This is a genomic window from Hydrogenophaga sp. OTU3427, assembly GCF_038440225.1.
Lineage (GTDB): Bacteria > Pseudomonadota > Gammaproteobacteria > Burkholderiales > Burkholderiaceae_C > Hydrogenophaga.
On record NZ_JASATI010000026.1, the window covers coordinates 30,802 to 54,183 of the forward strand.

Consider the following 23,382-nt stretch of genomic DNA (forward strand, 5'->3'; position numbering starts at 1 on the left):
GGAGACAAGACCATGATCCAGCGACGCTTCACCTTCCCCCTGGGCCTTGCCCTGGGCCTGAGCCTGTGCACCCTGGCCGCCGCGCCCAGCTTCGCGCAGACCTTCCCCTCGCGGCCCGTGACCCTGGTGGTGCCCTTCCCGCCGGGCGGCGGCACCGACACCGGCGGCCGTGTCATCGCCGAACAGCTGAGCCGGCGCTGGGGCCAGCCGGTCGTCGTGGAGAACAAGGGCGGCGCGGCCGGCCAGATCGGTGCCGACTTCGTCGCCAAGTCCCGCCCCGATGGCCACACGCTGCTGCTGGGCAACGTCGGCACGCAAGCGATCAACCCCTCGCTCTACCCCAAGATGCCCTACGACGCCGACAAGGCCTTCGCCCCGGTGTCGCTGGTGGCCGAACTGCCTCTGGCCCTGATGGTCAACCCGTCGGTGCCGGCGAAAACGGCGGCCGAGTTCGTCGCCCTGGCCAAGTCCAAGCCGGGCCAGATGAGCTACAGCAGCTCGGGCGCCGGCGGCGCGCCGCACCTGGCGGCCGAGATGTTCAAGGACCAGACCGGCGCCTTCATCCTGCACGTGCCCTACCGCGGTGGCGGCCCGGCCATCGCCGACCTGCTGGCCGGCCACGTGCAGCTGTCCTTCATGACGGTGCTGGAGGCCTCCGGCCACATCAAGGCCGGCAAGCTGCGCGCGCTGGCGGTGACCGGCGACAAGCGCGTGCCGGCCTTTCCCGAGGTGCCCACGCTGGCCGAGGGCGTGATTCCCGGCTTCAACGCGATTTCGTGGATCGGCCTGCTGGCGCCCGCCGGCACCCCCCAGGAGGTGCAGGACAAGATCGCCGCCGACGTGCGCGCCGTGTTGTCCGACGAAGCGGTCAAGGCACGCTTCGTGACCCTGGGCGGCCTGCCGCGCGCGACCTCGCCGCAGGAGTTCACCCAACTGATCGCGGACGACCGGGCACGTTTTGCCCAGATCATCCGCAGCCGCAAGATCACGGTCGAATGAGCGCGACAGCGATGGCAGCCTTCGTGCTGCCGCCGCCCGCCCCCACCACCCTGGCGGTGGCGGGCACGGACGCGGTGTTCCCGGTCGGCCGCGTGTTCTGCATCGGCCGCAACTACCGCTGGGCCGCCGGCGAAACCCGGCCGGACGCCATGCCGGCCTGGTTCATGAAGCCGGCCAGCGCCGTGGTGCCGGCGCAGGGCGTGTTGCCCTACCCGCCCGGCACCACGGACTTTTGCCACGAGATCGAGCTGGTCGTGGCCATCGGCCAGGGCGGGCGCGACATCGCCCCGGCCGATGCCGAGGCGCGTCACATCTGGGGCTATGCCGCCGGCCTGGACCTGACGCTGCGCGACCTGCAGCAGCAGGCCAAACAGGCGGGCGGCCCCTGGGAGGCCGCCAAGGCCTTCGACCACGCGGCCCCCTGCACACCGCTGGTCCCGGCCACGGTGGGTGGCCACCCGCGCCAAGGCGCCATCTGGCTGGCGGTCAACGGCGTGGAGCGGCAGCGCGCCGACCTGGCCGACCTGCTGTGGCCCGTGCCCGAGCTGGTGGCCATGCTCTCGCGCTCGGTGGCGCTGCGCCCGGGCGACCTGATCTTCACCGGTACGCCCGCCGGTGTCGGTCCGCTGCAAGCTGGTGACACCCTGGCCGGCGGCGTCGCCGGCATCGGCCAGTTCACACTGCACGTTCACACACCCTGACAGGAGCTTCACCTTGACCCACACCCCTTCCCCCCAGATCGCCCTCGTCACCGGCGCGGGCAGCGGCATTGGCCGCGCCGTGGCCCTGGGCCTGCTGGACGACGGCTGGCGCGTCGTGCTGGCGGGCCGCCGGGCCGAGCCGCTGCAGACCCTGGCGGTCGAGGCCGAGGCGCGCGGCCAGGCCGCGCTGGCCGTGCCCACCGACGTGACCGACCCCGCCAGCGTGGAGGCCCTGTTCGGCACCATCGAGAAGACCTTCGGCCGGCTGGACCTGCTGTTCAACAACGCGGGCGTCAACGCCCCGGCGGTGCCCATGGACGAGCTGCCGCTGGACAAGTGGTTCAGCGTGATCAACACCAACGTGACCGGCGTCTACCTGTGCGCGCGCGCGGCCTTCGGGCTGATGCGCCGCCAGGCGCCTCAGGGCGGGCGCATCATCAACAACGGCTCGATCTCGGCGCACACGCCGCGCCCCTTCAGTGCCCCCTACACCGCCAGCAAACACGCGGTGTCGGGCCTGACCAAGGCCCTTGCGCTGGACGGCCGTCCCTTCCACATCGTGGCCAGCCAGATCGACATCGGCAACGCGCTGACCGAGCTGTCCGAGCGCATGACACGCGGCGTGCTGCAGGCCAACGGCACGGTGGCCACCGAACCCATGATGGACGCGCGCCACGTGGCCGACGCGGTGCGCCACATCGCCGCGCTGCCGCTGAGCACCAACGTGCTGAACATGACCGTCATGGCCAGCGCCATGCCCTTCGTGGGCCGCGGCTGATTCCGACAACACCCCAAGGAGACACAACGATGCAACGCAAGACCCTGATCCACGCCCTGGCCCTCGCGGCCACGCTGTCGCTGGCGCCCACGCTGGCCACGGCCCAGGCCTACCCCACACGCACCCTCAAGATCATCGTGCCGGCCCCGCCGGGGGGTGCCATCGATCTCATCGCCCGCGTCGTCGGCGACAAGCTGGCCAACTCGCTCGGGCAGCCGGTCATCGTGGACAACCGGCCGGGCGCGTCCAACAACCTGGGCACGGACGTGCTGGCCAAGTCCGCGCCCGACGGCTACACCATCGGCATCGTGGGCGGCAGCCACAACACCAACAAATTCCTGTTCAAGAGCCTGGGCTGGGACCCGGAGAAAAGCTTCGAGCCCATCGTCTACACCCACGTGGTGCCGCTGGTGTTCGCCATCCACCCGCAGATTCCGGCCAAGACCTTGCCCGAATTCGTGGCCTGGATGAAGGCCCATCCGGACCAGGCCAAGATCGCCACCTCGGGCCGTGGCAGCGCGCAGGAAATGGCGGCCGAAATGTTCCGCATGGCGGCGGCCGGCACCCCCATGCTGCTGGTCCCCTACAAGGGCTCGTCCGCCGCCCACCCCGACCTGCTGGCCGGACGCACCGCGCTCTACATCGACACCATCAGCGCCATCCAGCAGCAGGTCAAGGCCGGCAACGTGCGCGCCGTCGCGGTGTCCACCCTCAGGCGCAGCTCGGCCCTGCCGGACGTGCCGACCGCCGACGAACAAGGCCTCAAGGGCTATGACGCCAACACCAACGGCGGCTTCCTGGCGCCGGCCGGCACGCCCGCGGCCATCGTCGCCCGGCTCAACACCGAGATCAACGCCGCGCTCAAGCTGCCCGATGTGCGCGCCAAGCTCGAAGCTGCCGGCATCGAGATCCAGGGCGGCACGCCACAGGACTACGCGGCGCTGATCCGCGCCGACCTGGCGAAATGGGGCAAGGTCGTCAAGGAAGCGGGCATTCCCATGGAGTGAAGTGGAGGGTGGCCTGGGCGCGCCCGGGCGCTCAGCCGCGCGGGTGGTGCCGGGCGTGCAGGTCCTTGAGCCGCTCGCGCGCCACGTGGGTGTAGATGGTGGTGGTGGAGATGTCGGCGTGGCCCAGCAGCATCTGCACCGCGCGCAGGTCGGCGCCGTGGTTGAGCAGATGCGTGGCGAAGGCGTGGCGCAGCGTGTGCGGCGACAGCGGGCTGCGGATGCCGGCCGCCAGCGCGTGTTTTTTCACCAGGGTCCAGAACATCACCCGCGTCATGCCGGCGCCGCGCGCGGTCACGAACAGGTCCTCTGTCTGCTGCCCGCCCAGGATGGTGGCACGCGCCTCGGCCAGGTAGCGCAACAGCCACTCGCCGGCCAGCAGGCCGAAGGGCACCAGGCGCTCCTTGTTGCCCTTGCCGGTGACGCGCAGCACGTGTTCGCTCAGGCTGACCTGAAAGGTCCGCAGGTCCACCAGCTCGCTGACCCGCAGGCCGCTGGCGTACATCAGCTCCAGCATGGCGCGGTCGCGCAGGCCCAGCGGCGTACCCACGTCGGGCGCGCCCAGCAAGGCCTCCACCTGCGCCTCGCTCAGGGTCTTGGGCACGCGCAGCGGCTGCTTGGCGGCCTGCAGGCGCAGGGTGGGGTCGGCGGTGATGAGGCGCTCGCGCAGCGCCCAGCGGAAGTAGCGCTTGAACACGGTCAGGCGCCGGTTGGCGGTGGTCGCGCGGGTCTGCGCGTGGCGGGCGGCGAAGTAGCCGTTGAGGTCCGCCTCGGTGCAGGCGCTCAGCGCCCGGCCCTGCACGGCCAGCCACTGGCCCAGCATCACCAGGTCACGGCGGTAGGCGTCGAGCGTGTTGCGCGACAGGCCTTCCTCGAGCCAGAGGGCATCGACAAAGGCGCCGGCGTCCGCCTCTGCGGCGGCCAGCAGCGCCGGATCGGCTTCAGTCAAGTTTCAACTTCTGCTTGTCCACCACCTGTTTGTAGATCGCCAGCTCGGCCTTGATCTGTTCGCTGAACTCGGCCGGCGTGTTGGCCACGATCAGCGAGCCGGTGTCCTCGATGCGCTTGCGCACGGCCGGGTCCTGCAGCGCCTTCACGGCGGCGGCATGCACCTTGTTGACGATGTCGGGCGGCGTGCCCTTGGGCGCCAGCAGCCCGTAATAGGCCATGCGGTTGACCGGCTCCAGGCCCACTTCCTTGAAGGTGGGCACGTTGGGCAGCTCTTTCAGGCGCTGGGGCGCGGCGACCACGATGGGCACCAGCTTGCCGGTGTTGATGAAGGGCAACGCCGACGGCAGGTTGTCAAAGATGATGGGCACCTGGCCCGCGATGGTGTCGTTGAGGGCCGGGCCGGCGCCACGGTAGGGGATGTGGGTGATGAAGGTGCCCGAGAGGTTCTTGAACAGCTCCGTCTGCAGGTGGCCGATGCCACCGGTGCCCGACGACGCGTAGGAATACTTGCCCGGCGACTTCTTCAACTCGGCCAGGAAGGCCTTGTAGTCCTTGGCCGGGAAACTGGGGTGCACCGCGATCACATTGGGTGTGGCGGCGATGTTGATGATGGGGATGAAGTCGGTCAGCGGGTTGTAGCTGATCTTGGGGTTGATGGCCGGGTTGGCCGCGGTGGTGGACACCGTCGCCATGCCCAGCAGGTAGCCATCGGGCGCGGCACGCGCAAGCTCGGTGGCTCCCACCACGCCGCCACCGCCGGCCTTGTTCTCCACCACCACCGACTGGCCCAGCTCCTTGCCCAACGGCTCGGACATGACACGCGCGACGATGTCGGTGGTGCCACCGGGTGCAAAAGGCACCTGCAACTTGACCGGGCGGTTGGGGTAGGCCTGCGCCCAGACGCTGCCACTCAAGGTGGCCAGCGCGGCCAGAGCCAAGACTTCACGGCGGAACATCATGCAAGGGTCTCCTGTGGGGAAATAAATGACGGGTTCGGCAAGCCGCGGCCAGCCTCAGGCGATTGAATATAAATGAGCGCACGGAGTTCCCTGTACGCACATTCCCCCAAGGGCAAACCCTTGTATCCTCGCCCGGTGAACTTCGCCCAACTGCTGTTTCCCGACTTCTCGCTCATCCTGATCGGCTACCTGCTGTGCCGCCTGACGGCCCTGAACCGCAAGGTCTGGGAGCAGGTCGACAGCCTGGTCTACTACTGCCTGTTTCCCACCCTGCTGTTCCGCTCCATCGTCAAGAGCCCGCTGGACCTGGGCGCCACCTCGGGCCTGATCGGCGCCGGGCTCGGCCTGGCGGTGGTGGCGATCGCGCTGGCCTATTCCCTGCCCCACTGGCCCTGGCTGGGCCGGCGGCTGGACCCGCGCATGCACGCGGCCAGCGCCCAGGTGGGCTTCCGCTTCAACTCCTTCATCGCCCTCGCCCTGGCCGACAAGGTGGCCGGGCCTCAGGGCCTGCAACTCATCGCCGTGCTGATCGGCTTCTGCGTGCCCATCTTCAACACCGGCGCGGTGTGGCCGATGGCGAAACACGCCCAGCGCGGCTTCGCCCGCGAGCTGCTGCGCAACCCGCTGATCATCGGCACGGGCAGTGGCCTGATCGCCAACCTGATGGGCCTGCAGATACCGCCCTGGCTGGACCCCACCGTCAACCGCATCGGCCAGGCCTCGCTGGCCCTGGGCCTGATGGCCGCTGGCGCCGGCATGCAGCTGGGCAGCCTGGCCAGCGCCAAGGCCCTGGGCGTGGCGGTGCTGTCGCTCAAGCACTTCGTGTTGCCGCTGGTGGCCTGGGGCATGTCCCGCCTGTTCGCGCTCGACCCGACCCAGACGCTGGTGCTGCTGATGTTCTCGTCGGTGCCCACGGCATCGAGCTGCTACGTGCTGGCCGCGCGCATGGGCTACAACGGCGCCTACGTGGCCGGCCTGGTCACCCTGTCCACGCTGCTGGGCATGGTGAGCCTGCCGTTCGCGCTGGGGGTGCTGGCGGCGCTGTAGCGCGCCGGTACGCAGCCCTCAGTCGCTGAGCTTCTGTATATAGAGCTGGTTCAGCGGTGCCTTCAGGATCTGCAGCTTGCGGCAGTAGAGGTTGGTGAAGGCGTCGATGGCGGGCTTGGGGCAGCGGATCGGATCGGTGCCATAGGGCAGCGACTCCTGCCACAGGTAGTCGTCGAAGGCCATCACCCCCTGGGGCTTCAACAGCCGAAAGCCCAGCACCGCGTCGCACAGCACGTCGGGTGCCTGGTGTGAGCCATCGACATAGATGAAGTCGAAATGGTTCTGCTTCTCGGCCGCCACCAGCCGGGACAGCTCGAAGTCGCTGTAACCTTTGTGGACCACCAGGTCCACCCGGTGCGTCGCCCGGCCGATGGCCAGCCGCGTGTTGTGGTGGAAGCGCCGTTCCACCGCCGACATGTCGGCCTGCACATAACCCCCAGGCTGGTGCTCGACCCCACCTTCCCAGGTGTCGATGCAGTGGATCTCGATGTCATGGTGCCGGGCCTGCCGCTCGATCAGGTAGCAGGTGCTGGCACCTTCGTAGGCGCCTATCTCCAGGATGCGGGTCGGGTTGATGTCCGGCATGAGCTGGTCCCAGACACCCCGCGCCGTGCCTTCGAACCACTGGTTGGTGAATTGGTAGTCGCCGTGGTCGTTCGTGAATCTCATGGTCTGCGTCGGTGGCTGTGCGGTCCCAGGCGATTCTAAGGAGCGCCACCCCGCCCTCAGCGCGCCTGACGCAGCACCAGATCGATCCGCCGCTGCAGCCGTGCCGCTTCCTCGCCTTGCCCAGCGGCCTGGGCACGCTGCTGCGCCAGCTGCAACCAGGCCAGCAAGGGCCGGCGCAAGCCCTGGGCGCTGGCGGTGTCGACCGCCAGCACGATCACACCGGGCGTGGCACGTCCGGTGCGCAGCAGCACGCCGGCCGCCACCAGGCGCGACAGCGGGTCGGTGATGGCCGTCAGCCGCGCTTCGGCCGCCGCCGGCACAGCGTTCACCAGCGTCCGGTGCGCTTCGGGCAAACGCTCGGCATCGGTGGGTTGGGTCTGCTGGGCCAGCAGGTAGCGCGCATAGGCCTGTTCGGGCGCCGCCGCGTCCGCGGCCAGGAACTGGTAGGCCGGGCAGTCGTTGAATTCGAGGCTGGCCACTTCGGCCGCGCAGCGCAGCAGCTCGCTGCGGGCCACCCGCGCCGGCTGGCCGGTGCTGGCAACCTCGCGGCGCGCGCGCTCGAACTCCACCGCAGCCACCCGGCTGTTGCCCACCAGGTAGGCAGACACCGCGCGCTCGGTGGCACCGTGGGCGTTGACCGCCCAGTCGGGCACCGGCGGAGAGCTGCTGCAGGCGCCGAGCAAGGCCAGCAGGCCAAGCAAGCAGCCCAGGCGGACGATGGGGGACGCGGAGCGGCCAGGCCGAGGGACACCGCCGGGCCGGCTTTGCCGGACGGCCGGTGTCGCCCCCTCGAGGGGGGATGCGGCCACGCGCAGCGGGCAAGCGACGGGGGTGGGCTTCGTCATGGCAGCTTGATCTCGGTGTCGCGGGCGAAAGGCCACTTGCGGTTGATCTCGTTGACCAGGGACTCGACCTTGCGCAGGCTGGCCTCCACCTCTGCGCGCAGGCTGCCCAGATCGGTCGAGGCCTCGCGGGTGTTGCTGGCGATGGCCTGGGCCTCCACCAGCACGGCATCCACCTTCCTGAGGCTTTGGCGGGCCTCGCCCAGCGCGGTGTTCATCTGCTTCACCAGGGCCTGCACGTCGGTCACCAGCCCATCGTCGCCCAGCACCCGGCGGTCGGCGTTGGCCACCAGGCCTTCGGTGCGCGCGGTCAGGCTGTTGAGCCGCTGCATCAGCGTGTCGGCCTGGGCCAGGGTGGCGGCCAGGCGGCGGCGGTCGTCGTCGTTGCCTGCCAGCACGCCCAGGGCGCCCTGTGGGCCATTGAGCTTTTCGGTCAACACACGCATCTGGTTCAAGGTGGTGTTGAGCGCCGCATCGGCGCCGGTCATGGCGGTCAGGTTGTTGAGCAGTTCGCGCGCGGTGGCCACCACCTGCGGGATCTCTGCCGTGGCATCGCCCACCAGAACGCGCCGTTCGGCGCCATCGGGCAGCGGTGCGTCGTCCAGCACGCCGCTGTAGGCGCGCAGGCGCACGCTGCCCACCAGGCTGCGCTCCATGGTGAAGACGCTGCTCACGCGCAGCCAGCGGGCGTCGCGCCTGGGCACGTCCACCACGATGCGGGCATTGCCCACGTCGGACAGTTCAATGCGGCGCACCCGGCCGATGGGAAAACCGGAGAAGGTGAGGTCCATGCCCACGGTCACGCCTTCGGAATCGTCGGCCACCAACACCACGGTCTGGCTGGCCTCGAAGGCCCCACGCGCGTACAGCAGGTACAGGCCCGACCCCAGCACCAGCAGCACGAACAGCACCATCAGCAGCGCGGCCTTGAACTCGATGCGGGTCAGGCCGGGCGCCGTGTTGGGTGGGTCGGCGGGAGATGGCGATGGAGAAACCACAGGGTGCGTATCCGGAGAAGAAGGTCAATAGTAGTTGCCCAGCAGCGACAAGGCTTCGAACAACAGCAACATCATGAACATGCGCACCAGGCCCTGCAACTCGGCGCTGGCGGCCGCGCCCAGACCGGGGCGCCCGGGAGGCGCCGTCCAGGTGGCGGCGGCCATGGGCACCACCGCCACCGCCAGGCTGAACAGCAGGGTCTTGACCACGAACACCAGCGTGACCGCCGGGCCGAACACCTGGCCCACGGTGCGGGTGTAGGCGGCCCAGCCAAAGGGCGTGAAGCCGTAGACCACGAGGTAGCTCACCACCAGCGTGACCACCGCGCTGAAGGCGGTGAGCAGCCAGACCGCGAACACGCCGGCCACCACGCGGGGCAACACCTCCTGGCGCATGGGGTCGATGCCCTGGGCGCTGAGCGCGGCGAAGCGGCCACTGGCGCGCAGCGTGGCCACTTCGGAGCCATAGGGGATGGCGCAGCGCATGGCCACGAACAAGGCCGCCGCGAGGGGCAGCAACTCCAGCACCAACACACGCACCACCATCTCCAGCGCGTAGCGCGACAGGCCATAGCTCTGCGCCGACACCAGCACGATGCGCACCAGCACCAGGCTGAAGAAACCAAACATCAGCACGTACCACAGCAACGACGGCCCGGCCGACTGGTAGATGTGCCGCGCCATCACCGGGCGCAGCGCGCGCGGGTAGCTGCCGGGCGACAAGGCCCAGGCCATGATCTGCGCCGCCAGCCGCGCGATGTAGACCCACTGCGCGCTCCAGCGCAGCGAGGCCCGGCCCATGTCGCGCAGGGTCTGGAGCAGGAGCGGCTCGGTGGTCATGCCCCCATCGTATCGGACGCTTGCGCCAGCGCCCAGGCCACGTGTTCGCGCACCAGTTCGCTCGGGTGGGCGGCGCGGGCCTGCAGCGCGGCCCGCAGGGGCTCGGGCTCGGCGCCAACGGCCAGCGCGTTGCCGAGGGCCACGGCGATGTTGCGCAGCCAGCGTTCGTGGCCGATGCGGCGGATGGCGCTGCCCTCGGTGCGCCGCAGGAATTCGGCTTCTTCCCAGGCAAACAGCTGCACCAGCGTGGCATCGCTCATGCCGGCGCGCGGCTCGAAATCGGGCAAGGGGCTGCGCTGGGCGAACTTGTTCCAGGGGCAGGCCAGCTGGCAGTCGTCGCAGCCGTAGATGCGGTTGCCCAGCAGCGGTCGCAGCTCGGTCGGGATGGGGCCGGCGTGCTCGATGGTCAGGTAAGAAATGCAACGCCTTGCATCCAGCCGGTAAGGGGCGACGATGGCACCCGTGGGGCAGGCCGTGATGCAGGCCGAACACTGACCACAGTGGGCCGTGGTGGGCGCGGTGGGCGGCAGCGCCATGTCCACGAAGACCTCGCCCAGGAAAAACATGGAGCCCGCCTCGCGCTGCAGCACCAGGGTGTGTTTGCCGCGCCAGCCCAGGCCGCTGCGCACCGCCAGCTCGGCCTCCAGCACCGGGGCCGAATCGGTGAAGGCGCGGTGGGCCAGCGGCGCCACCGCCTGGCCAATGCGCTCGCCCAGCTTCTGCAGCCGCTGGCGGAACACCTTGTGGTAGTCGCGGCCCCGCGCATAAAGGGATATCACGGCCTCGCCGGGGCGGTTCAGGCGGCCCAGTTCGTGGATGGGCCAGCCCTCGGGCGTGTCGCGCGGCAGGTAGTCCAGGCGCGCGGTGATCACGCTCAGCGTGCCGGGCAGCAACTCGGCCGGGCGGGCGCGCTTGAGGCCATGCTGGGCCATGTAGCCCATCTCGCCGTGGTGGCCGGCGGCCAGCCAGGCCAGCAGGCCGGGCTCGGCGCTCGAAAGATCCACACCGGCCACGCCAATTTGGGAAAATCCCAATTCCCGGCCCCAGGCCTGAATTTGCGAGACAAGTTGAGCAGCATCGGACACAACGCGATTGTAGGCAGCGCCCCCCCACCGGGCGCCGTGTGGCGCACCCCGTTGCTGGGCGAGGCGCAGACCCAGGCCCTGGCGGAGCGGCTGGCCCATTCGCCGGCACTGGCCAACGCGGTGATCGCGCTGCACGGCGACCTCGGCGCCGGCAAGACCACGCTGGTGCGCCACCTGCTGCGGGCACTGGGCGTGGGCGGGCGCATCAAGAGCCCGACCTACACCGTGGTCGAGCCCCACGAAGCCCCGTGGCCGTCGGCCTGGGGCGCCGCGCCCCACCCCACCCTGGCCATCTCGCACTTCGACTTCTACCGCTTCGCCGATCCGCGCGAATGGGAGGACGCCGGCTTCCGCGAACTTTTCGCCCAGCCCGGCCTCAAGCTGGTGGAGTGGCCCGAGAAGGCCCAGGGCGTCATGCCCACGCCCGACGCCGACCTCATACTGGAGCCCATGGACGACCACGACGACTGCCGCCGCCTCAGCCTGTTTGCCCGCAGCCCCACCGGCGCCCGCCTGCTGGAGGCGCTGGCCCCATGAAGCGGCGCGACCTGCTGACCTCCGGTTCCCTGGTGCTGCTGATCGGCGCCCACCAGCTGGCGCATGGCGCCTCGGTGGTGGCGGTGCGCATCTGGCCCGCGCCCGACTACACCCGCGTGACCATCGAATCCGATGGCGCGCTCAAGGCACGCCAGTTCTTCGTCTCCGACCCGCCGCGCCTGGCGGTGGACATCGAAGGCATCGACCTGTTGCCGGGCCTGCGCGAGCTGCTGGGCAAGGTGCGCTCGGACGACCCCAACATCGCTGGCCTGCGGGTGGCGCAGAACGCACCCAATGTCGTGCGGCTGGTGATCGACCTCAAGAAACCCATCACGCCCCAGGTCTTCAGCCTCGACCCGGTGGCCGCCTACCAGCACCGGCTGGTGTTCGACCTCTACCCAGTGACACCGCCCGACCCACTCGAAGACTTCATTGCCCAGCGCCTGAAGGAACTGGCGCCCGGCATGTCGGCGCCCGAGGGCCCCTCCTCCTCGGCGGCCCGCCCGGCGCCGGCCCACGATCCGCTGGGCGACCTGATCGCTCAGCGCGCCGAGCGGCCCGTGCGCGAGCCCGAGATCTTTGCCCCGCCGGCCAAACCCGCCGATGCCAGACCCGCGCCGGCCACGCCCGCCATCACCCGGCGCGACGACTTCAAGGGCGCGCAGACCGACCGCCTCATCATCGTCGCGCTGGACCCCGGCCACGGCGGCGAGGACCCGGGCGCCATCGGCCCCGGCGGCACACAGGAGAAAAACGTGGTGCTGCAGGTCGCGCACAAGCTGCGCGCGCGCATCAACGCGGCCCAGGTCAACGGCAACCAGATGCGCGCCTTCATGACCCGCGATGCCGACTTCTTCGTGCCCCTGCACGTGCGGGTGGACAAGGCCCGCCGCGTGCAGGCCGACCTGTTCGTGAGCCTCCACGCCGACGCCTTCTTCACCCCCCGCCCGCAGGGTGCCAGCGTCTACGCGCTCAGCGACAAGGGCGCCTCCAGCGCGGCCGCGCGCTGGATGGCCGACAAGGAAAACAAGGCCGACCTGGTGGGAGGCATCAACCTCGGCAGCCAGGACGCCGGCGTGCGCCGCGTGCTGCTGGACATGAGCACCACCGCCCAGATCAACGACAGCCTCAAGTTCGGCAGCGCCCTGCTGGGCGAGATCGGCCGCGTGGGCAAGCTGCACAAGCCGCGCGTGGAACAGGCCGGGTTTGCGGTGCTGCGCGCGCCCGACATCCCCAGCGTGCTGGTCGAGACCGCCTTCATCAGCAACCCCGACGAAGAGCAGCGCCTCAACGACCCAGCCTACCAGAACGAACTGGCCGACGCCCTGATGCGCGGCATCGTGCGCTACTTCGCCCGCAATCCGCCGCTGGCGCGGACGCGGCAGATGTCCTGAGCCAGCGGCCTCAGGCCGCCGGCTTCCCCTCGGCCCGCGACGCCCGCCAGGCGCCGAACATCGCGATCAGGCCCGGCACGATGATCATGGCCCAGATGATCTTGCTCAGGTGGGTCTGCACCCAGGGCAGATTGCCGAACAGGTAGCCGGCGCCGGTCAGGCCCACGACCCAGATCAGCGCGCCGATCACGTTGTAGAAGGTGAAGGTGCTGCGGGTCATTTCGGCCACGCCGGCCACAAAGGGCACGAAGGTGCGCACGAAGGGCATGAAGCGCGCGAGGATGACGGTGATGCCACCGTAGCGCTCATAAAAGGCGTGGGCGCGGTCGAAGGCCTTGCGGTTGAAGAAGCGGGATTGTTCCCACTGGAACACCTTGGGCCCGATGTGGCGGCCGATGCTGTAGTTGAGCTGGTCGCCCAGGATGGCCGCCACCACCAGCAGGGCCATGGCCAGGGGCAGGCTCATGAGGCCGGCGCCACACAGCGCGCCCACCACGAACAGCAGCGAATCCCCTGGCAGGAAAGGCATGACCACCACGCCGGTCTCGACGAAGATGATCAGGAACAGCAGCGCGTAGACCCAGGCACCGTAGGTTTGCACGAAGGCCTCCAGGTGGGCGTCCACGTGCAGGATGAAGTCGATCAGGGTCGCAATGAATTCCATGGGAGGGGATTATCGGTGCGGCCTAAAATCGGCCCGTGAACGCCCCCCACGACCTGCCCGCCCCGACCGCCCAGCGCCGCCCCATCCTGGAGCTGCCCGACGAACTGATCAGCCAGATCGCCGCCGGCGAAGTGGTGGAACGCCCCGCCTCGGTGGTCCGCGAGCTGGTGGACAACGCGCTCGATGCGGGCGCGCGCCAGGTCACCGTGCGCCTGCTGGCCGGTGGCGTGCGCCTGATCGCGGTCGAGGACGATGGCCTGGGCATCCCGCCGGCCGAGCTGCCGGTGGCGCTCAAGCGCCACGCCACCAGCAAGATCCGCTCGCTGGATGACCTCGAATCGGTGGGCACCATGGGGTTCCGGGGCGAGGCGCTGGCCGCCATCGCCTCGGTGGCCGAACTCAGCCTGCTCTCGCGCCCGCAGGTGGCCGAGGCCGGCGCCGACCACGCCTGGCTGCTCAACGGCCGCACCGGCGAGCTGAGCCCGGCGCCTCGCGGCGTGGGCACCAGCGTCGAGGTGCGCGAGTTGTTCTACAGCACGCCGGCGCGGCGCAAGTTCCTCAAGACCGACGCCACCGAACTCGCCCACTGCGTGGAAGCCGTGCGTCGCCACGCCCTGGCCCGCCCCGACGTGGCGTTTGCCGTCTGGCACGAAGGCAAGCTGGTCGAGCAGTGGCGCGCGGCGCCGCCCGGTGCCCTGCCCGACGAGGCCCTGGCCCAGCGCCTGGGCGACGTGCTGGGCCGCGAGTTCATGGACAACAGCCTGGCCGTGGCCTGGCAAAGCAGCAGCGAACACCCGCACCCCATCCGCGTGTGGGGGCGCGTGGGCACGCCCGACTTCGCCCGCGCGCGCGCCGACCAGCAGTTCGCCTACGTCAACGGCCGCTTCGTGCGCGACAAGGTGGTGGGCCACGCCGCCCGCGCCGCCTTCGAGGACGTGCTGCACGGCCACCGCCAGCCGGTCTACGCGCTGTTCATCGAACTCGACGCCCGCCGGGTCGACGTCAACGTGCACCCGACCAAGATCGAGGTGCGTTTCCGCGACAGCCGCGAGGTGCACCAGGCCGTGCGGCACGCGGTCGAGGACGCGCTGGCGGCCTCGCGCGCCGGCCAGCAGCCCACCGCCACGCAGTCACCGGCCGAGGCACCGTTGATGCACCTGGCCTCGCCCGCCTGGCAGAGCCCGCTGCACCTGGCCTCGCCCGCCTGGCAGAGCCCGCTGCCCCTGGCCGAGCGCGCCGCCGACACCGATGGCGGCGACCGCTGGGCCGCGCCGTCCGCCAGCCCGTTCACCTACCGTCCCAGTTCGCCGCCCCAGGCCGGCCACGCGGTGCGCGACCTCGCGGCCTTGTGGTCGCCCACCGGCGGCGAGCGGACGGTCGAGCCGGCGCCGGCGCCAGCCACCGACACCGGACCGACACCTGCCACCTGGCCCCTGGGCCGCGCCATCGCCCAGCTGCACGGCGTCTACGTGCTGGCCGAAAACGCGCAGGGCCTGGTGCTGGTGGACATGCACGCGGCCCACGAGCGCATCGTCTACGAACGCCTCAAGCAGCAGCTCGACGCCGGCCCCGAGGCCGCGCTGTCCAGCCAGCCGCTGCTGATCCCGGCCACCTTCGCCGCCACGCCGGCCGAGGTGGCCACGGCCGAAGCCAGCACCGAGGCCTTGTTGCAGCTGGGCCTGGAGATCACGCCGTTTTCGCCCCAGACCCTGGCGGTGCGCGCCGTGCCCGCCACCCTGGCCAGCGGCGATGCCGTGGCGCTGGCGCGCAGCGTCCTGGCCGAACTGGGCCAACACGAGGCCAGCACCGTGGTGCAGCGTGCCCGCAACGAGCTGCTGGCCACCATGGCGTGCCACGGCGCGGTGCGGGCCAACCGGCGCCTGACCGTTGAGGAAATGAACGCGCTGCTGCGCCAGATGGAAGTGACCGAACGCGCCGACCAGTGCAACCACGGCCGGCCCACCTGGCGCCAGCTCGACATGAAGGCGCTGGACGCGCTTTTCCTGCGCGGGCGCTGAACGCACCAACCCGAGGCGAAAAGGCGCCCGTTCAACGCGAACAATCTTGCTTTTGGTGCAATCAAAAACCAGAACGCCTGGTTTTGGTTCATGAAATGCACCATACGCATAATCTCATGCACTTTTATGGAGCATGAGCAATGAAATACGCGTCGGTCCACCCGTTTCTTGAACACGTCCAGCAGCGCAACCCGGGCCAGCCGGAGTTCCTGCAGGCCGTCACCGAGGTGATGGAAAGCCTGTGGCCCTTCATCCAGCGCCACCCCAAATACGCCGAACAAGGCCTGCTGGACCGCCTGGTCGAGCCCGAGCGCACCGTCATGTTCCGCATCGCCTGGGTCAACGACCACGGCGATGTGCAGGTCAACCGCGGCTACCGCATCCAGCAGAGCTCGGCCATCGGCCCCTACAAGGGCGGCATGCGTTTCCACCCCTCGGTCAACCTGTCCATCCTCAAGTTCCTGGCCTTCGAGCAGACCTTCAAGAACGCCCTGACCACCCTGCCCATGGGCGGCGGCAAGGGCGGCGCCGACTTCGACCCCAAGGGCAAGAGCCCCGGTGAAGTGATGCGCTTCTGCCAGGCCCTGGTGAGCGAGCTGTTCCGCCACGTGGGCGCCGACACCGACGTGCCGGCCGGCGACATCGGCGTGGGCGGCCGCGAGGTGGGCTACATGGCCGGCATGATGAAGAAGCTCAGCAACCGCGCCGACTGCGTGTTCACCGGCAAGGGCCTGAGCTTTGGCGGATCGCTGATCCGCCCTGAGGCCACCGGCTACGGCACGGTCTATTTCGCTCAGGAAATGCTCAAGACCCGGGGCCTGTCCTTCGACGGCCTGCGCGTGAGCGTCTCGGGCTCGGGCAACGTGGCGCAGTACGCGGTGGAAAAGGCCATGGCCCTGGGCGCCAAGGTGGTCACCGTGTCGGACTCCAGCGGCACCGTCATCGACGCGGACGGCTTCACGCCCGCCAAGCTCGCCGAGCTGATGGAGGTGAAGAACCACCTGTACGGCCGGGTCAGCGACTACGCGGCCCGCACGGGCACCCGTTTCGAGGCCGGCGCCAAGCCCTGGAGCGTGCCGGTGGACGTGGCCCTGCCCTGCGCGACCCAGAACGAACTCGATGCCACCGACGCCGCCACCCTGGTGAAGAACGGCGTGAAATGCGTGGCCGAGGGCGCCAACATGCCCACCACCATGGACGCGGTGCGCGTGTTCGAGGACGCCGGCGTGCTGTACGCCCCGGGCAAGGCCAGCAACGCCGGTGGCGTGGCCACCTCGGGCCTGGAGATGAGCCAGAACGCCATGCGCCTGAGCTGGCCCCGCGAGGAAGTGGACCAGCGCCTGCACGGCATCATGGTCGGCATCCACCAGGCCTGCCTGCAGCACGGCCGGCGCGCCGACGGCACGGTGAGCTACGTGGACGGCGCCAACATCGCCGGCTTCGTGAAAGTCGCCGACGCCATGCTGGCGCAAGGGGTGGTTTAGGTCCCCCCCCGCGCCGCGCCCAAGGGCGCGTCACCCCCCGGGGGGCGGCACTGGCCGTCTGGCAAAGCCAGCCCGGCGGTGCCCCCGGATGGACTCCCCCTCTGGTGAAGGGCCTGAACTTTTGTCCGGCGGGCGCGTCCCACTGCGCCATGAAACGTCTGCTGCTTGTGTTGATGGCCAGCCTGGCGCTGCTGGCCGGTTGCGCCACGCTGGATGAAAAACAGCGCCTCTGGATCTTCCAGCCCTCGGACCGCAGCTGGTCGCGCGGGGCCGAGGCCGCCACCGGCATGGCCGACGTCTGGATCGACTTCGATTCGCGCGAGACCGGCCAGCCGGCCAGGCTGCACGGCCTGTGGGCGCCCCATGAGGACGCTGGACGCCAGGCCGACGCGCCCATCCTGCTCTACCTGCACGGTGCGCGCTGGAACGTGACCGGCTCGGCCTTCCGCATGCAGCGCATGCAGGCACTGGGTTTCTCGGTGCTGGGCATCGACTACCGGGGTTTTGGCAAAAGCACGGCCGAGCTGCCGTCCGAGGCCATGGCCTACGAGGACGCCCGCGCCGCCTGGGACTGGCTGGGCCGGCGCTACCCGGGCCGCCCGCGCTACATCTTCGGCCACTCGCTGGGCGGGGCCATCGCCATCGAGCTGGCCGCCCAGGTGAACGACGAGGCCGGCACCCTGGTCGAGGGCAGCTTCACCTCCATTCCCGACGTGGTGAGTTCCTTCAAATGGGGCTGGCTGCCGGTGTCGCCGCTGATCACCCAGCGCTTCGAGGCGGTCAACCGGGTCGCCGCCATCGGCTCGCCGCTGTTGGTGGTGCACGGCAACGAAGACCGCCTGATCCCGCCCGAACTGGGCCGGCGCCTGTTCGACGCCGCCACCGGCAAGAAGGCCTTTGTGCTGGTGGAAGGCGGCTCGCACCACAACACCAATGCGGTGGGACAGGAGCAGTACCGCGTGGCGCTGAACGAGCTGTTCGGCCTTCGCTGATCCGTTGGAGTCCGCCGCTCGGCGGGCAGCGACGTGGGGCCACGTTTCGCCGCCGGGCCGCCCCAAGGCGAAACAGCCCCCTCGGGGGGCAGCGACCCGCGCAGCGGCGGAGCGTGGGGGCGTTGGTTGCGCCCGCATCTGCTACCCTCGACCGGATGCCCTCCTCGCAGACTCCCAACCGCATGTCCCCCGGTCTGGTGGTGCTGGTGCTGACCCTGATGCTGGGCCTGCAGCCCATCACCACCGACCTCTACCTGCCCGCCCTGCCCGCGCTGACCCAGGGCTTTGGCGCCCCCATGGGCCAGGCCCAGCTCACCCTGACCGCCCTGCTGCTGGCCTTTGGCCTGTCACAGCTGGTCTGGGGTCCGCTGTCCGACCGCTTCGGCCGCCGCCCCGTGCTGCTGACGGGCCTGGCCGCCTTCGTGCTGGCCTCGCTGGGCAGCACCCTGGCCTCGTCGATGGAACAGCTCATCGTCTGGCGCACCGTCCAGGGCGTGGCCATGGGCGCAGGAGTGATGTGTGCCCGCGCCATCGTGCGCGACCTCTACAAACCCGCCGACGGCGCGCGTGTCATGTCCAAGGGCCTGTCGGGCCTGGGTCTCATCGCCTGCCTGAGCGCGCCGCTGGGCGGCCTGCTGTCCGACGCCTTTGGCTGGCGCATGGCGCTGATGTCGCTGGCGGTCTTCGGTGCCGTCGGGCTGGCGGTGATCTTCTGGCGCTTCGAGGAAACCGTGCCGGCCACCAACCCGCGCGCGCTGCAGGTGGCCACGCTGCTGCGCACCTGGGGGCAGATCCTGCGCCACCCCACCTTCTGGGCCTACTCGCTGCTGGCGGCGGCGTCCTATGGCGGCCTGTTCACCTTCCTGGCGGCCTCGTCCTTTGTCTTCATCCAGGTGCTGGGCCTGGGCAAGACGGCCTACGGCCTGTTCATGGCCTCGGTCTCGTTCTGCTACATCGTCGGCACCTTCGTCTGCCGCCGCCTGCTGCCCCGGCTGGGCGTGCGCCGCACCGTGGGCGTGGCGGCCGTGCTCACGCTCACCGGCGGCACGCTGCTGGGCGGCCTGGCGCTGGCCGGCGTGCACAGCGTGTGGGCCATCGTGCTGCCTTTCTATATCTTCATGATCGCGCACGGCGTGCACCAGCCCTGTGGCCAGAGCGGCGCCGTGGGGCCCTTCCCGCAGGCGGCCGGCGCGGCTTCGGCGCTCAGCGGCTTCATGACCACGCTGGTGGCTTTTGGCATGGGCGCCTGGCTGGGCGGGCACCTCAAGGTCGGTGAACAGGCCACCGTGCTGCCACTGACCAACGGCATCTGGTTCTGGGCCGCCGTCATCGCGCTGGTGGCCTGGACGCTGGTGTGGCGCCACGGCGAACCCCGCTCGGCACCGCAACGCATGGTGCAGGAGTCCGCGCCGTGACCACCACCGTCCCGCGCTGGCTGGTGCTGACCGGCCCCACCGCCAGCGGCAAGACCGCCGCCGCCTTGGGCCTGGCGCAGCGCTGGCCGGTGGAGATCATCAGCGTCGACTCGGCCCTGGTCTACCGGGGCATGGACATCGGCACCGCCAAGCCCAGCGTCGCCGAGCTGGCGGCCGTGCCCCACCACCTGATCGACATCCGCGACCCGCTCAACGCCTACAGCGCCGCCGAGTTCGTGCGCGACGCCACGCGCCTGCGCGACGAGATCGCCGCACGCGGCCACATCCCGCTGCTGGTGGGCGGCACCATGCTCTACCTCAAGGCCTTGTTCGACGGCCTGGACGACATGCCCCCGGCCAGCCCGGCCGTGCGCGCCGCCATCGAGGCCGAAGCCCTGGCGCAGGGCTGGCCGGCCATGCACGCCGCGCTGGCCCGGGTGGACCCCAGCACCGCCGCGCGGCTGGCGCCCAACGACTCGCAGCGCATCTCGCGCGCGCTGGAGGTCTTCCGGGTCAGCGGCCAACCCATCTCGGCGCTGCAGCAGGGCGCGCGCAAAGGTGCCTGGCCGCTGCCGCCCGGCGCCCTGCTCTCGCTGGAGCCGACCGACCGCGCCTGGCTGCACGATCGCGTCGCCCAGCGCTTCGACGCCATGCTGGCCCAGGGCTTCCTGGACGAGGTGAAAGCGCTGCGCGCACGCGGCGACCTGCACCCCGACCTGCCCAGCATGCGCTGCGTGGGCTACCGCCAGGCCTGGGAGGCGCTGGACGCCGGCACGCCCGCGGCGATGCAGGCCTTGCGCGAACAAGGCGTTGCCGCCACGCGACAGCTGGCCAAGCGCCAGATCACCTGGCTGCGCGGCATGCCCCAGCGCACCTCCATCGCCTGCGACGCGCCCGACGCGCTGGCCCAGGTGCTGCGGCACGCCGCCCACCACCTTGGCGCCCATGGTTGAGTCCGTCGTCGAAGTCAGCCGCCTGGCCAAACGCTACGGCGACAGCACGGTGTTCGAAGCCGTGGACCTGCGCGTCCTGCCCGGCGAAAGCGTGGCCATCGTTGGTGAATCGGGCGTGGGCAAGTCCACCCTGCTCAACTGCCTGGCCGGGCTCGACACCTGGGACGCGGGCGAGGTGCGCCTGTGTGGCCAGCCCCTGGGTGCGCTGGACAACACGGCCCGCGCCCTGCTGCGGCGCGACCACGTGGGCTTCGTGTTCCAGGCCTTCCACGTGCTGCCCCACCTGGACGTGGCACAGAACGTAGCCCTGCCCCTGCTGCTGCAGCAACGCCCCGACCCCGCCCGCGTGGCCGAGGTGCTGCGCGCCGTCGGCCTGCAAGCCCTGGGCACGCGCCTGCCGCAGCAGCTCTCGGGCGGGCAGTTGCAACGCGTGGCCATCGCCCGCGCCCTGGTGCACCGCCCGGCCCTGCTGCTGGCCGACGAGCCCACCGGCAACCTCGACCCCGGCACCGCCACCCAGGTGCTGGACCTGCTGCAACAACAAACCCGCGAGCACGGCGCCGCCCTGGTGCTGGTCACCCACTCCGACAGCGCCGCCCAGCGCTGCGACCGCCGGCTCCACCTCACCGCCCGAGGCATCACCTGACCCACCATGCGAACCCTGCTGCTTGCCCCCACCCTGGCCCTGGCCCTGTCCACCAACGTCTGGGCCCAATCCGCCGGCGACTTCGGCGCCTGCCTGTCCGAACTGCGCGCGCCCGCCCGGGCCGCCGGCGTGAGTGACGCCGCCTACGCCCGCCACACGCAGGGCCTGGCGCCCGACATGGGCGTGATCGAGAAGCTGGACAACCAGCCCGAGTTCCGCACCGCCATCTGGGACTACATGGCCGGGCTGGTGGACGAGGAACGGGTCGAACAGGGCCGTGCCCTGCTGGACCAGCACCGCGAGACACTCAACCAGGTGGCTGCGCGATTCGGCGTTGACGCCGCCACCGTGGTGGCCGTGTGGGGCGTGGAGAGCAACTTCGGCCAGAGCTTCGGCAGCTACCCGCTGGTGCAGTCCCTGGGCACGCTGTCCTGCTTCGGCCGCCGCCAGGGCTATTTCCGGGGCGAGTTCTTCGCCTCGCTGCGCATCCTGCAGGCCGGCCACATCGCGCCCGAGCGCCTGGTCGGCTCCTGGGCGGGCGCCTTTGGCCACACCCAGTTCATGCCCAGCACCTTCGAGCGCCTGGCGGTGGACTTCGACGGCGACGGCAAGCGCGACCTGATGGACAGCACCGCCGACGCGCTGGCATCGACCGCGAATTTCCTGCAAAAAGCGGGCTGGCAGACCGGCCAGGTCTGGGGCTTCGAGGTGAAGCTGCCGGCCGGCTTCAACACCGGCGGCGAAGGCCGCCGCACCAAGCGCGCCATGGCCGACTGGGCCGCGCGTGGCCTCAAGCGCGTGGACGGCAGCGCCCTGCCGGCCCAGGGCAGTGCCGGCCTCATGACCCCGGCCGGCCCCAGCGGCCCGGCCTTCCTGGTCACCCGCAACTTCGACGCCCTCTACAGCTACAACGCGGCCGAAAGCTACGGCCTGGCCATCGCCCACCTGTCCGACCGCCTGCGCGGCGGCGCGCCCTTCGCCACGCCCTGGCCCACCGACGACCTCGGCCTGTCGCGCGCCGAGCGCCGCGAAATACAAAGCCTGCTGCTGCTGCGCGGCCACGACATCGGCACGGTGGACGGCATGCTGGGCGACAAGAGTCGCGCCGCCATCCGCGCCGAGCAGACCCGCCTGGGCCACGAGGCCAGCGGTCGCGCCGGCCAGAAGCTGCTCAAGGCCTTGAGGAACTGACCCATGCTGCTGCCCCTGGACACCGCCCTGAGCTTCTTCGCCCTGTCTGTGCTGCTAGGCCTGAGCCCCGGCCCCGACAACGTCTTCGTGCTGATGCAGTCGGCCGCCCACGGCCGCCGCGCCGGCTGGCTGGTCACGCTGGGCCTGTGCACCGGGCTGCTGGCGCACACCGCCGCCGTGGCCCTGGGCCTGGCCGCCGTGCTGGCCGCCTCGCCGCTGGCCTTCACCGCACTCAAGCTGGCGGGCGCGGCCTACCTGATCTACCTCGCCTGGGGCGCGTGGCGCGCGCCGGTGGGCCCGCTGGCCGCGCGCGCGGTGCCAGCCAGCGCCTGGCGCACCTACGCCCGGGGCGTGGTGATGAACCTCAGCAATCCCAAGGTCGGCATTTTCTTCCTGGCCTTCATGCCGCAGTTCGTGACGCCGGAGGCGGGCCCGGTGGCGCAACAAGTGGTGCAGCTGGGCGCGCTCTTCGTGCTGGCCACCCTGCTGGTGTTCGGCGGCTTTGCCTGGTTCGCAGCCCTGGTGGGCGGCTGGTTCCAGCGCTCACCCGCCGCCCAGCGCGGCCTCAACCGCGCGGCGGCCGCCGTTTTTGTCGGCCTGGCCGCGCGCCTGCTCTGGGCCGAACGCTGAACGTGTTCAAGCGGCCTCGAACCAATGCGCGCTGTTGGCCAGGGCCACGCGCGGGCCGAAGCTGCTGATGTTGGACAGGGTGGCGTTGTGGTGCGCGATCACCTGCTGCGGGCTCAGCACCCGATTCCCGGCCGACGAGTGCCCGTCCTCGAACAGCGTGACCGGGTAGCCCAGCGCCAGGGCGCGCCGCACGGTGGTGTCGACGCAAAACTCGGTGTGCATGCCACAGACCAGCAGCTCGGTCGCGCCCAGCTCCTGCAGCGTCGACAGCAGCACCGTCTTGTGGAAGGCGTCGGCCGCCGTCTTGCGCAGGCAGATGTCGCTGTCCTCCACCTTCAGGCCCTGGGCCAGCTGCCACGCGCGCGAACCCCGCTCCAGGTAGCCCGCCGTGGATTCGTGCTGGATGAAGATCACCGGCACGTTCGCCGCGTGGCATCCCACGGTCAGCTGGTTGATGCGCCCGATCAGCCCGGGGCCGTCGAACACCGCGTCTTCGCCCTCGCACAGCCCCTGCTGGACATCGATGACGAGCAACACCTTGGTCATGAACACTCCCTGTCCTGTTGTGGTTTCCAACGGGGATGA

The 23,382-nt window shown here is 70.4% G+C and carries 24 protein-coding genes; 15 read left to right on the forward strand and 9 right to left on the reverse strand.

The window, feature by feature from the left end; all coding sequences use genetic code 11:
- Window positions 1–12 precede the first annotated feature (12 nt).
- From AAHB17_RS15410 to AAHB17_RS15425, 4 genes are read left to right on the forward strand one after another with little or no spacing between them, the layout of a single operon-like run.
- Complete coding sequence (locus AAHB17_RS15410; protein ID WP_342131516.1) at window positions 13–999, forward strand: Bug family tripartite tricarboxylate transporter substrate binding protein; 987 nt, start codon at window positions 13–15, stop codon at window positions 997–999.
- Between the two features lie 11 nt (window positions 1,000–1,010).
- Window positions 1,011–1,700, forward strand: coding sequence for a fumarylacetoacetate hydrolase family protein (locus tag AAHB17_RS15415; protein WP_342131517.1), 690 nt, complete (start codon window positions 1,011–1,013; stop codon window positions 1,698–1,700).
- 13 nt (window positions 1,701–1,713) lie between these two features.
- On the forward strand, window positions 1,714–2,478 hold the full coding sequence (locus tag AAHB17_RS15420) for an SDR family oxidoreductase (RefSeq protein ID WP_342131518.1): 765 nt from the start codon (window positions 1,714–1,716) through the stop codon (window positions 2,476–2,478).
- Window positions 2,479–2,507: 29 nt separating this feature from the next.
- The gene (locus AAHB17_RS15425) at window positions 2,508–3,485 is read left to right on the forward strand and encodes a Bug family tripartite tricarboxylate transporter substrate binding protein (RefSeq protein ID WP_342131519.1); all 978 of its coding nucleotides are present in this window, start codon (window positions 2,508–2,510) and stop codon (window positions 3,483–3,485) included.
- Between the two features lie 31 nt (window positions 3,486–3,516).
- Here the strand turns inward: AAHB17_RS15425 and xerD are convergent, their stop codons facing one another.
- Together xerD and AAHB17_RS15435 are read right to left on the reverse strand one after the other, a co-directional pair.
- On the reverse strand, window positions 3,517–4,431 hold the full coding sequence (gene xerD, locus AAHB17_RS15430) for a site-specific tyrosine recombinase XerD (RefSeq protein ID WP_342131520.1): 915 nt from the start codon (window positions 4,429–4,431) through the stop codon (window positions 3,517–3,519).
- Entirely contained in the window at window positions 4,424–5,389 is a 966-nt protein-coding gene (locus AAHB17_RS15435) for a tripartite tricarboxylate transporter substrate binding protein BugE (protein ID WP_342131552.1), read from the reverse strand. Before AAHB17_RS15435 ends, xerD begins: the two co-directional genes overlap by 8 nt.
- Before the next feature lie 138 nt (window positions 5,390–5,527).
- On the opposite strand from AAHB17_RS15435, the gene AAHB17_RS15440 reads away from it, so the two are divergent.
- Window positions 5,528–6,439, forward strand: coding sequence for an AEC family transporter (locus AAHB17_RS15440; RefSeq protein ID WP_342131521.1), 912 nt, complete (start codon window positions 5,528–5,530; stop codon window positions 6,437–6,439).
- An 18-nt stretch (window positions 6,440–6,457) separates the two neighbouring features.
- Here the strand turns inward: AAHB17_RS15440 and AAHB17_RS15445 are convergent, their stop codons facing one another.
- From AAHB17_RS15445 to queG, 5 genes are read right to left on the reverse strand one after another with little or no spacing between them, the layout of a single operon-like run.
- Entirely contained in the window at window positions 6,458–7,108 is a 651-nt protein-coding gene (locus AAHB17_RS15445) for a class I SAM-dependent methyltransferase (protein WP_342131522.1), read from the reverse strand.
- A 56-nt stretch (window positions 7,109–7,164) separates the two neighbouring features.
- Entirely contained in the window at window positions 7,165–7,953 is a 789-nt protein-coding gene (locus tag AAHB17_RS15450; RefSeq protein WP_342131523.1) for a hypothetical protein, read from the reverse strand.
- On the reverse strand, window positions 7,950–8,948 hold the full coding sequence (locus tag AAHB17_RS15455) for an MlaD family protein (RefSeq protein ID WP_342131524.1): 999 nt from the start codon (window positions 8,946–8,948) through the stop codon (window positions 7,950–7,952). The genes AAHB17_RS15450 and AAHB17_RS15455 overlap by 4 nt, the downstream gene beginning before the upstream one ends.
- Window positions 8,949–8,972: 24 nt before the next feature.
- A complete protein-coding gene (locus tag AAHB17_RS15460; protein WP_342131525.1) occupies window positions 8,973–9,788 on the reverse strand; it encodes an MlaE family ABC transporter permease in 816 nt (271 codons plus the stop codon).
- The gene (gene queG, locus AAHB17_RS15465; RefSeq protein WP_446719609.1) at window positions 9,785–10,843 is read right to left on the reverse strand and encodes a tRNA epoxyqueuosine(34) reductase QueG; all 1,059 of its coding nucleotides are present in this window, start codon (window positions 10,841–10,843) and stop codon (window positions 9,785–9,787) included. The genes AAHB17_RS15460 and queG overlap by 4 nt, the downstream gene beginning before the upstream one ends.
- A 66-nt stretch (window positions 10,844–10,909) precedes the next feature.
- Between queG and tsaE the strand changes: the two genes are divergently transcribed.
- A complete protein-coding gene (gene tsaE / locus AAHB17_RS15470) occupies window positions 10,910–11,410 on the forward strand; it encodes a tRNA (adenosine(37)-N6)-threonylcarbamoyltransferase complex ATPase subunit type 1 TsaE (RefSeq protein WP_342131527.1) in 501 nt (166 codons plus the stop codon).
- Window positions 11,407–12,804 carry an N-acetylmuramoyl-L-alanine amidase gene (locus AAHB17_RS15475; RefSeq protein ID WP_342131528.1) on the forward strand — a complete coding sequence of 466 codons (1,398 nt, stop codon included), beginning with the start codon at window positions 11,407–11,409 and terminating at the stop codon, window positions 12,802–12,804. The genes tsaE and AAHB17_RS15475 overlap by 4 nt, the downstream gene beginning before the upstream one ends.
- A 10-nt stretch (window positions 12,805–12,814) precedes the next feature.
- Here the strand turns inward: AAHB17_RS15475 and AAHB17_RS15480 are convergent, their stop codons facing one another.
- Window positions 12,815–13,468 (reverse strand): DedA family protein, encoded by a 654-nt coding sequence (locus AAHB17_RS15480; RefSeq protein ID WP_342131529.1) that lies wholly within the window; start codon window positions 13,466–13,468, stop codon window positions 12,815–12,817.
- Between the two features lie 35 nt (window positions 13,469–13,503).
- Here AAHB17_RS15480 and mutL point away from each other — a divergent pair, with 35 nt between their 5' ends.
- From mutL to AAHB17_RS15520, 8 genes are all read left to right on the forward strand, one after another.
- Window positions 13,504–15,486 (forward strand): DNA mismatch repair endonuclease MutL, encoded by a 1,983-nt coding sequence (gene mutL, locus AAHB17_RS15485; RefSeq protein ID WP_342131530.1) that lies wholly within the window; start codon window positions 13,504–13,506, stop codon window positions 15,484–15,486.
- A 140-nt stretch (window positions 15,487–15,626) separates the two neighbouring features.
- Entirely contained in the window at window positions 15,627–16,970 is a 1,344-nt protein-coding gene (gene gdhA, locus AAHB17_RS15490) for an NADP-specific glutamate dehydrogenase (protein WP_342131531.1), read from the forward strand.
- 149 nt (window positions 16,971–17,119) lie between these two features.
- Complete coding sequence (locus AAHB17_RS15495) at window positions 17,120–17,962, forward strand: alpha/beta hydrolase (RefSeq protein WP_342131532.1); 843 nt, start codon at window positions 17,120–17,122, stop codon at window positions 17,960–17,962.
- 182 nt (window positions 17,963–18,144) lie between these two features.
- The gene (locus tag AAHB17_RS15500) at window positions 18,145–19,377 is read left to right on the forward strand and encodes a multidrug effflux MFS transporter (protein WP_342131533.1); all 1,233 of its coding nucleotides are present in this window, start codon (window positions 18,145–18,147) and stop codon (window positions 19,375–19,377) included.
- Window positions 19,374–20,330 (forward strand): tRNA (adenosine(37)-N6)-dimethylallyltransferase MiaA, encoded by a 957-nt coding sequence (gene miaA / locus AAHB17_RS15505; RefSeq protein WP_342131534.1) that lies wholly within the window; start codon window positions 19,374–19,376, stop codon window positions 20,328–20,330. The genes AAHB17_RS15500 and miaA overlap by 4 nt, the downstream gene beginning before the upstream one ends.
- Window positions 20,323–20,976: an ABC transporter ATP-binding protein gene (locus tag AAHB17_RS15510; RefSeq protein WP_342131535.1), complete on the forward strand. Its 654-nt coding sequence runs from the start codon at window positions 20,323–20,325 to the stop codon at window positions 20,974–20,976. Before miaA ends, AAHB17_RS15510 begins: the two co-directional genes overlap by 8 nt.
- A gap of 6 nt (window positions 20,977–20,982) precedes the next feature.
- Entirely contained in the window at window positions 20,983–22,167 is a 1,185-nt protein-coding gene (locus AAHB17_RS15515; RefSeq protein ID WP_342131536.1) for a lytic murein transglycosylase, read from the forward strand.
- Between the two features lie 6 nt (window positions 22,168–22,173).
- The gene (locus AAHB17_RS15520; RefSeq protein WP_342131553.1) at window positions 22,174–22,797 is read left to right on the forward strand and encodes a LysE family translocator; all 624 of its coding nucleotides are present in this window, start codon (window positions 22,174–22,176) and stop codon (window positions 22,795–22,797) included.
- A 6-nt stretch (window positions 22,798–22,803) separates the two neighbouring features.
- On the opposite strand, the gene AAHB17_RS15525 is transcribed toward AAHB17_RS15520, so the two are convergent.
- On the reverse strand, window positions 22,804–23,343 hold the full coding sequence (locus AAHB17_RS15525; protein WP_342131537.1) for a cysteine hydrolase family protein: 540 nt from the start codon (window positions 23,341–23,343) through the stop codon (window positions 22,804–22,806).
- Window positions 23,344–23,382 lie beyond the last annotated feature (39 nt).

Excerpts from the sequence above, each read along its gene's own strand:
- AAHB17_RS15410 (WP_342131516.1), top strand. The coding sequence starts at position 13 with ATGATCCAGCGACGCTTCACCTTCCCCCTGGGCCTTGCCCTGGGCCTG.
- AAHB17_RS15425 (WP_342131519.1), top strand. The coding sequence starts at position 2,508 with ATGCAACGCAAGACCCTGATCCACGCCCTGGCCCTCGCGGCCACGCTG.
- AAHB17_RS15510 (WP_342131535.1), top strand. The coding sequence starts at position 20,323 with ATGGTTGAGTCCGTCGTCGAAGTCAGCCGCCTGGCCAAACGCTACGGC.
- AAHB17_RS15435 (WP_342131552.1), bottom strand. The coding sequence starts at position 5,389 with ATGTTCCGCCGTGAAGTCTTGGCTCTGGCCGCGCTGGCCACCTTGAGT.
- AAHB17_RS15525 (WP_342131537.1), bottom strand. The coding sequence starts at position 23,343 with ATGACCAAGGTGTTGCTCGTCATCGATGTCCAGCAGGGGCTGTGCGAG.
- AAHB17_RS15515 (WP_342131536.1), top strand. The coding sequence starts at position 20,983 with ATGCGAACCCTGCTGCTTGCCCCCACCCTGGCCCTGGCCCTGTCCACC.
- AAHB17_RS15460 (WP_342131525.1), bottom strand. The coding sequence starts at position 9,788 with ATGACCACCGAGCCGCTCCTGCTCCAGACCCTGCGCGACATGGGCCGG.
- AAHB17_RS15475 (WP_342131528.1), top strand. The coding sequence starts at position 11,407 with ATGAAGCGGCGCGACCTGCTGACCTCCGGTTCCCTGGTGCTGCTGATC.
- AAHB17_RS15495 (WP_342131532.1), top strand. The coding sequence starts at position 17,120 with ATGAAACGTCTGCTGCTTGTGTTGATGGCCAGCCTGGCGCTGCTGGCC.
- AAHB17_RS15500 (WP_342131533.1), top strand. The coding sequence starts at position 18,145 with ATGTCCCCCGGTCTGGTGGTGCTGGTGCTGACCCTGATGCTGGGCCTG.
- AAHB17_RS15445 (WP_342131522.1), bottom strand. The coding sequence starts at position 7,108 with ATGAGATTCACGAACGACCACGGCGACTACCAATTCACCAACCAGTGG.
- AAHB17_RS15415 (WP_342131517.1), top strand. The coding sequence starts at position 1,011 with ATGGCAGCCTTCGTGCTGCCGCCGCCCGCCCCCACCACCCTGGCGGTG.
- AAHB17_RS15450 (WP_342131523.1), bottom strand. The coding sequence starts at position 7,953 with ATGACGAAGCCCACCCCCGTCGCTTGCCCGCTGCGCGTGGCCGCATCC.
- gdhA (WP_342131531.1), top strand. The coding sequence starts at position 15,627 with ATGAAATACGCGTCGGTCCACCCGTTTCTTGAACACGTCCAGCAGCGC.
- AAHB17_RS15480 (WP_342131529.1), bottom strand. The coding sequence starts at position 13,468 with ATGGAATTCATTGCGACCCTGATCGACTTCATCCTGCACGTGGACGCC.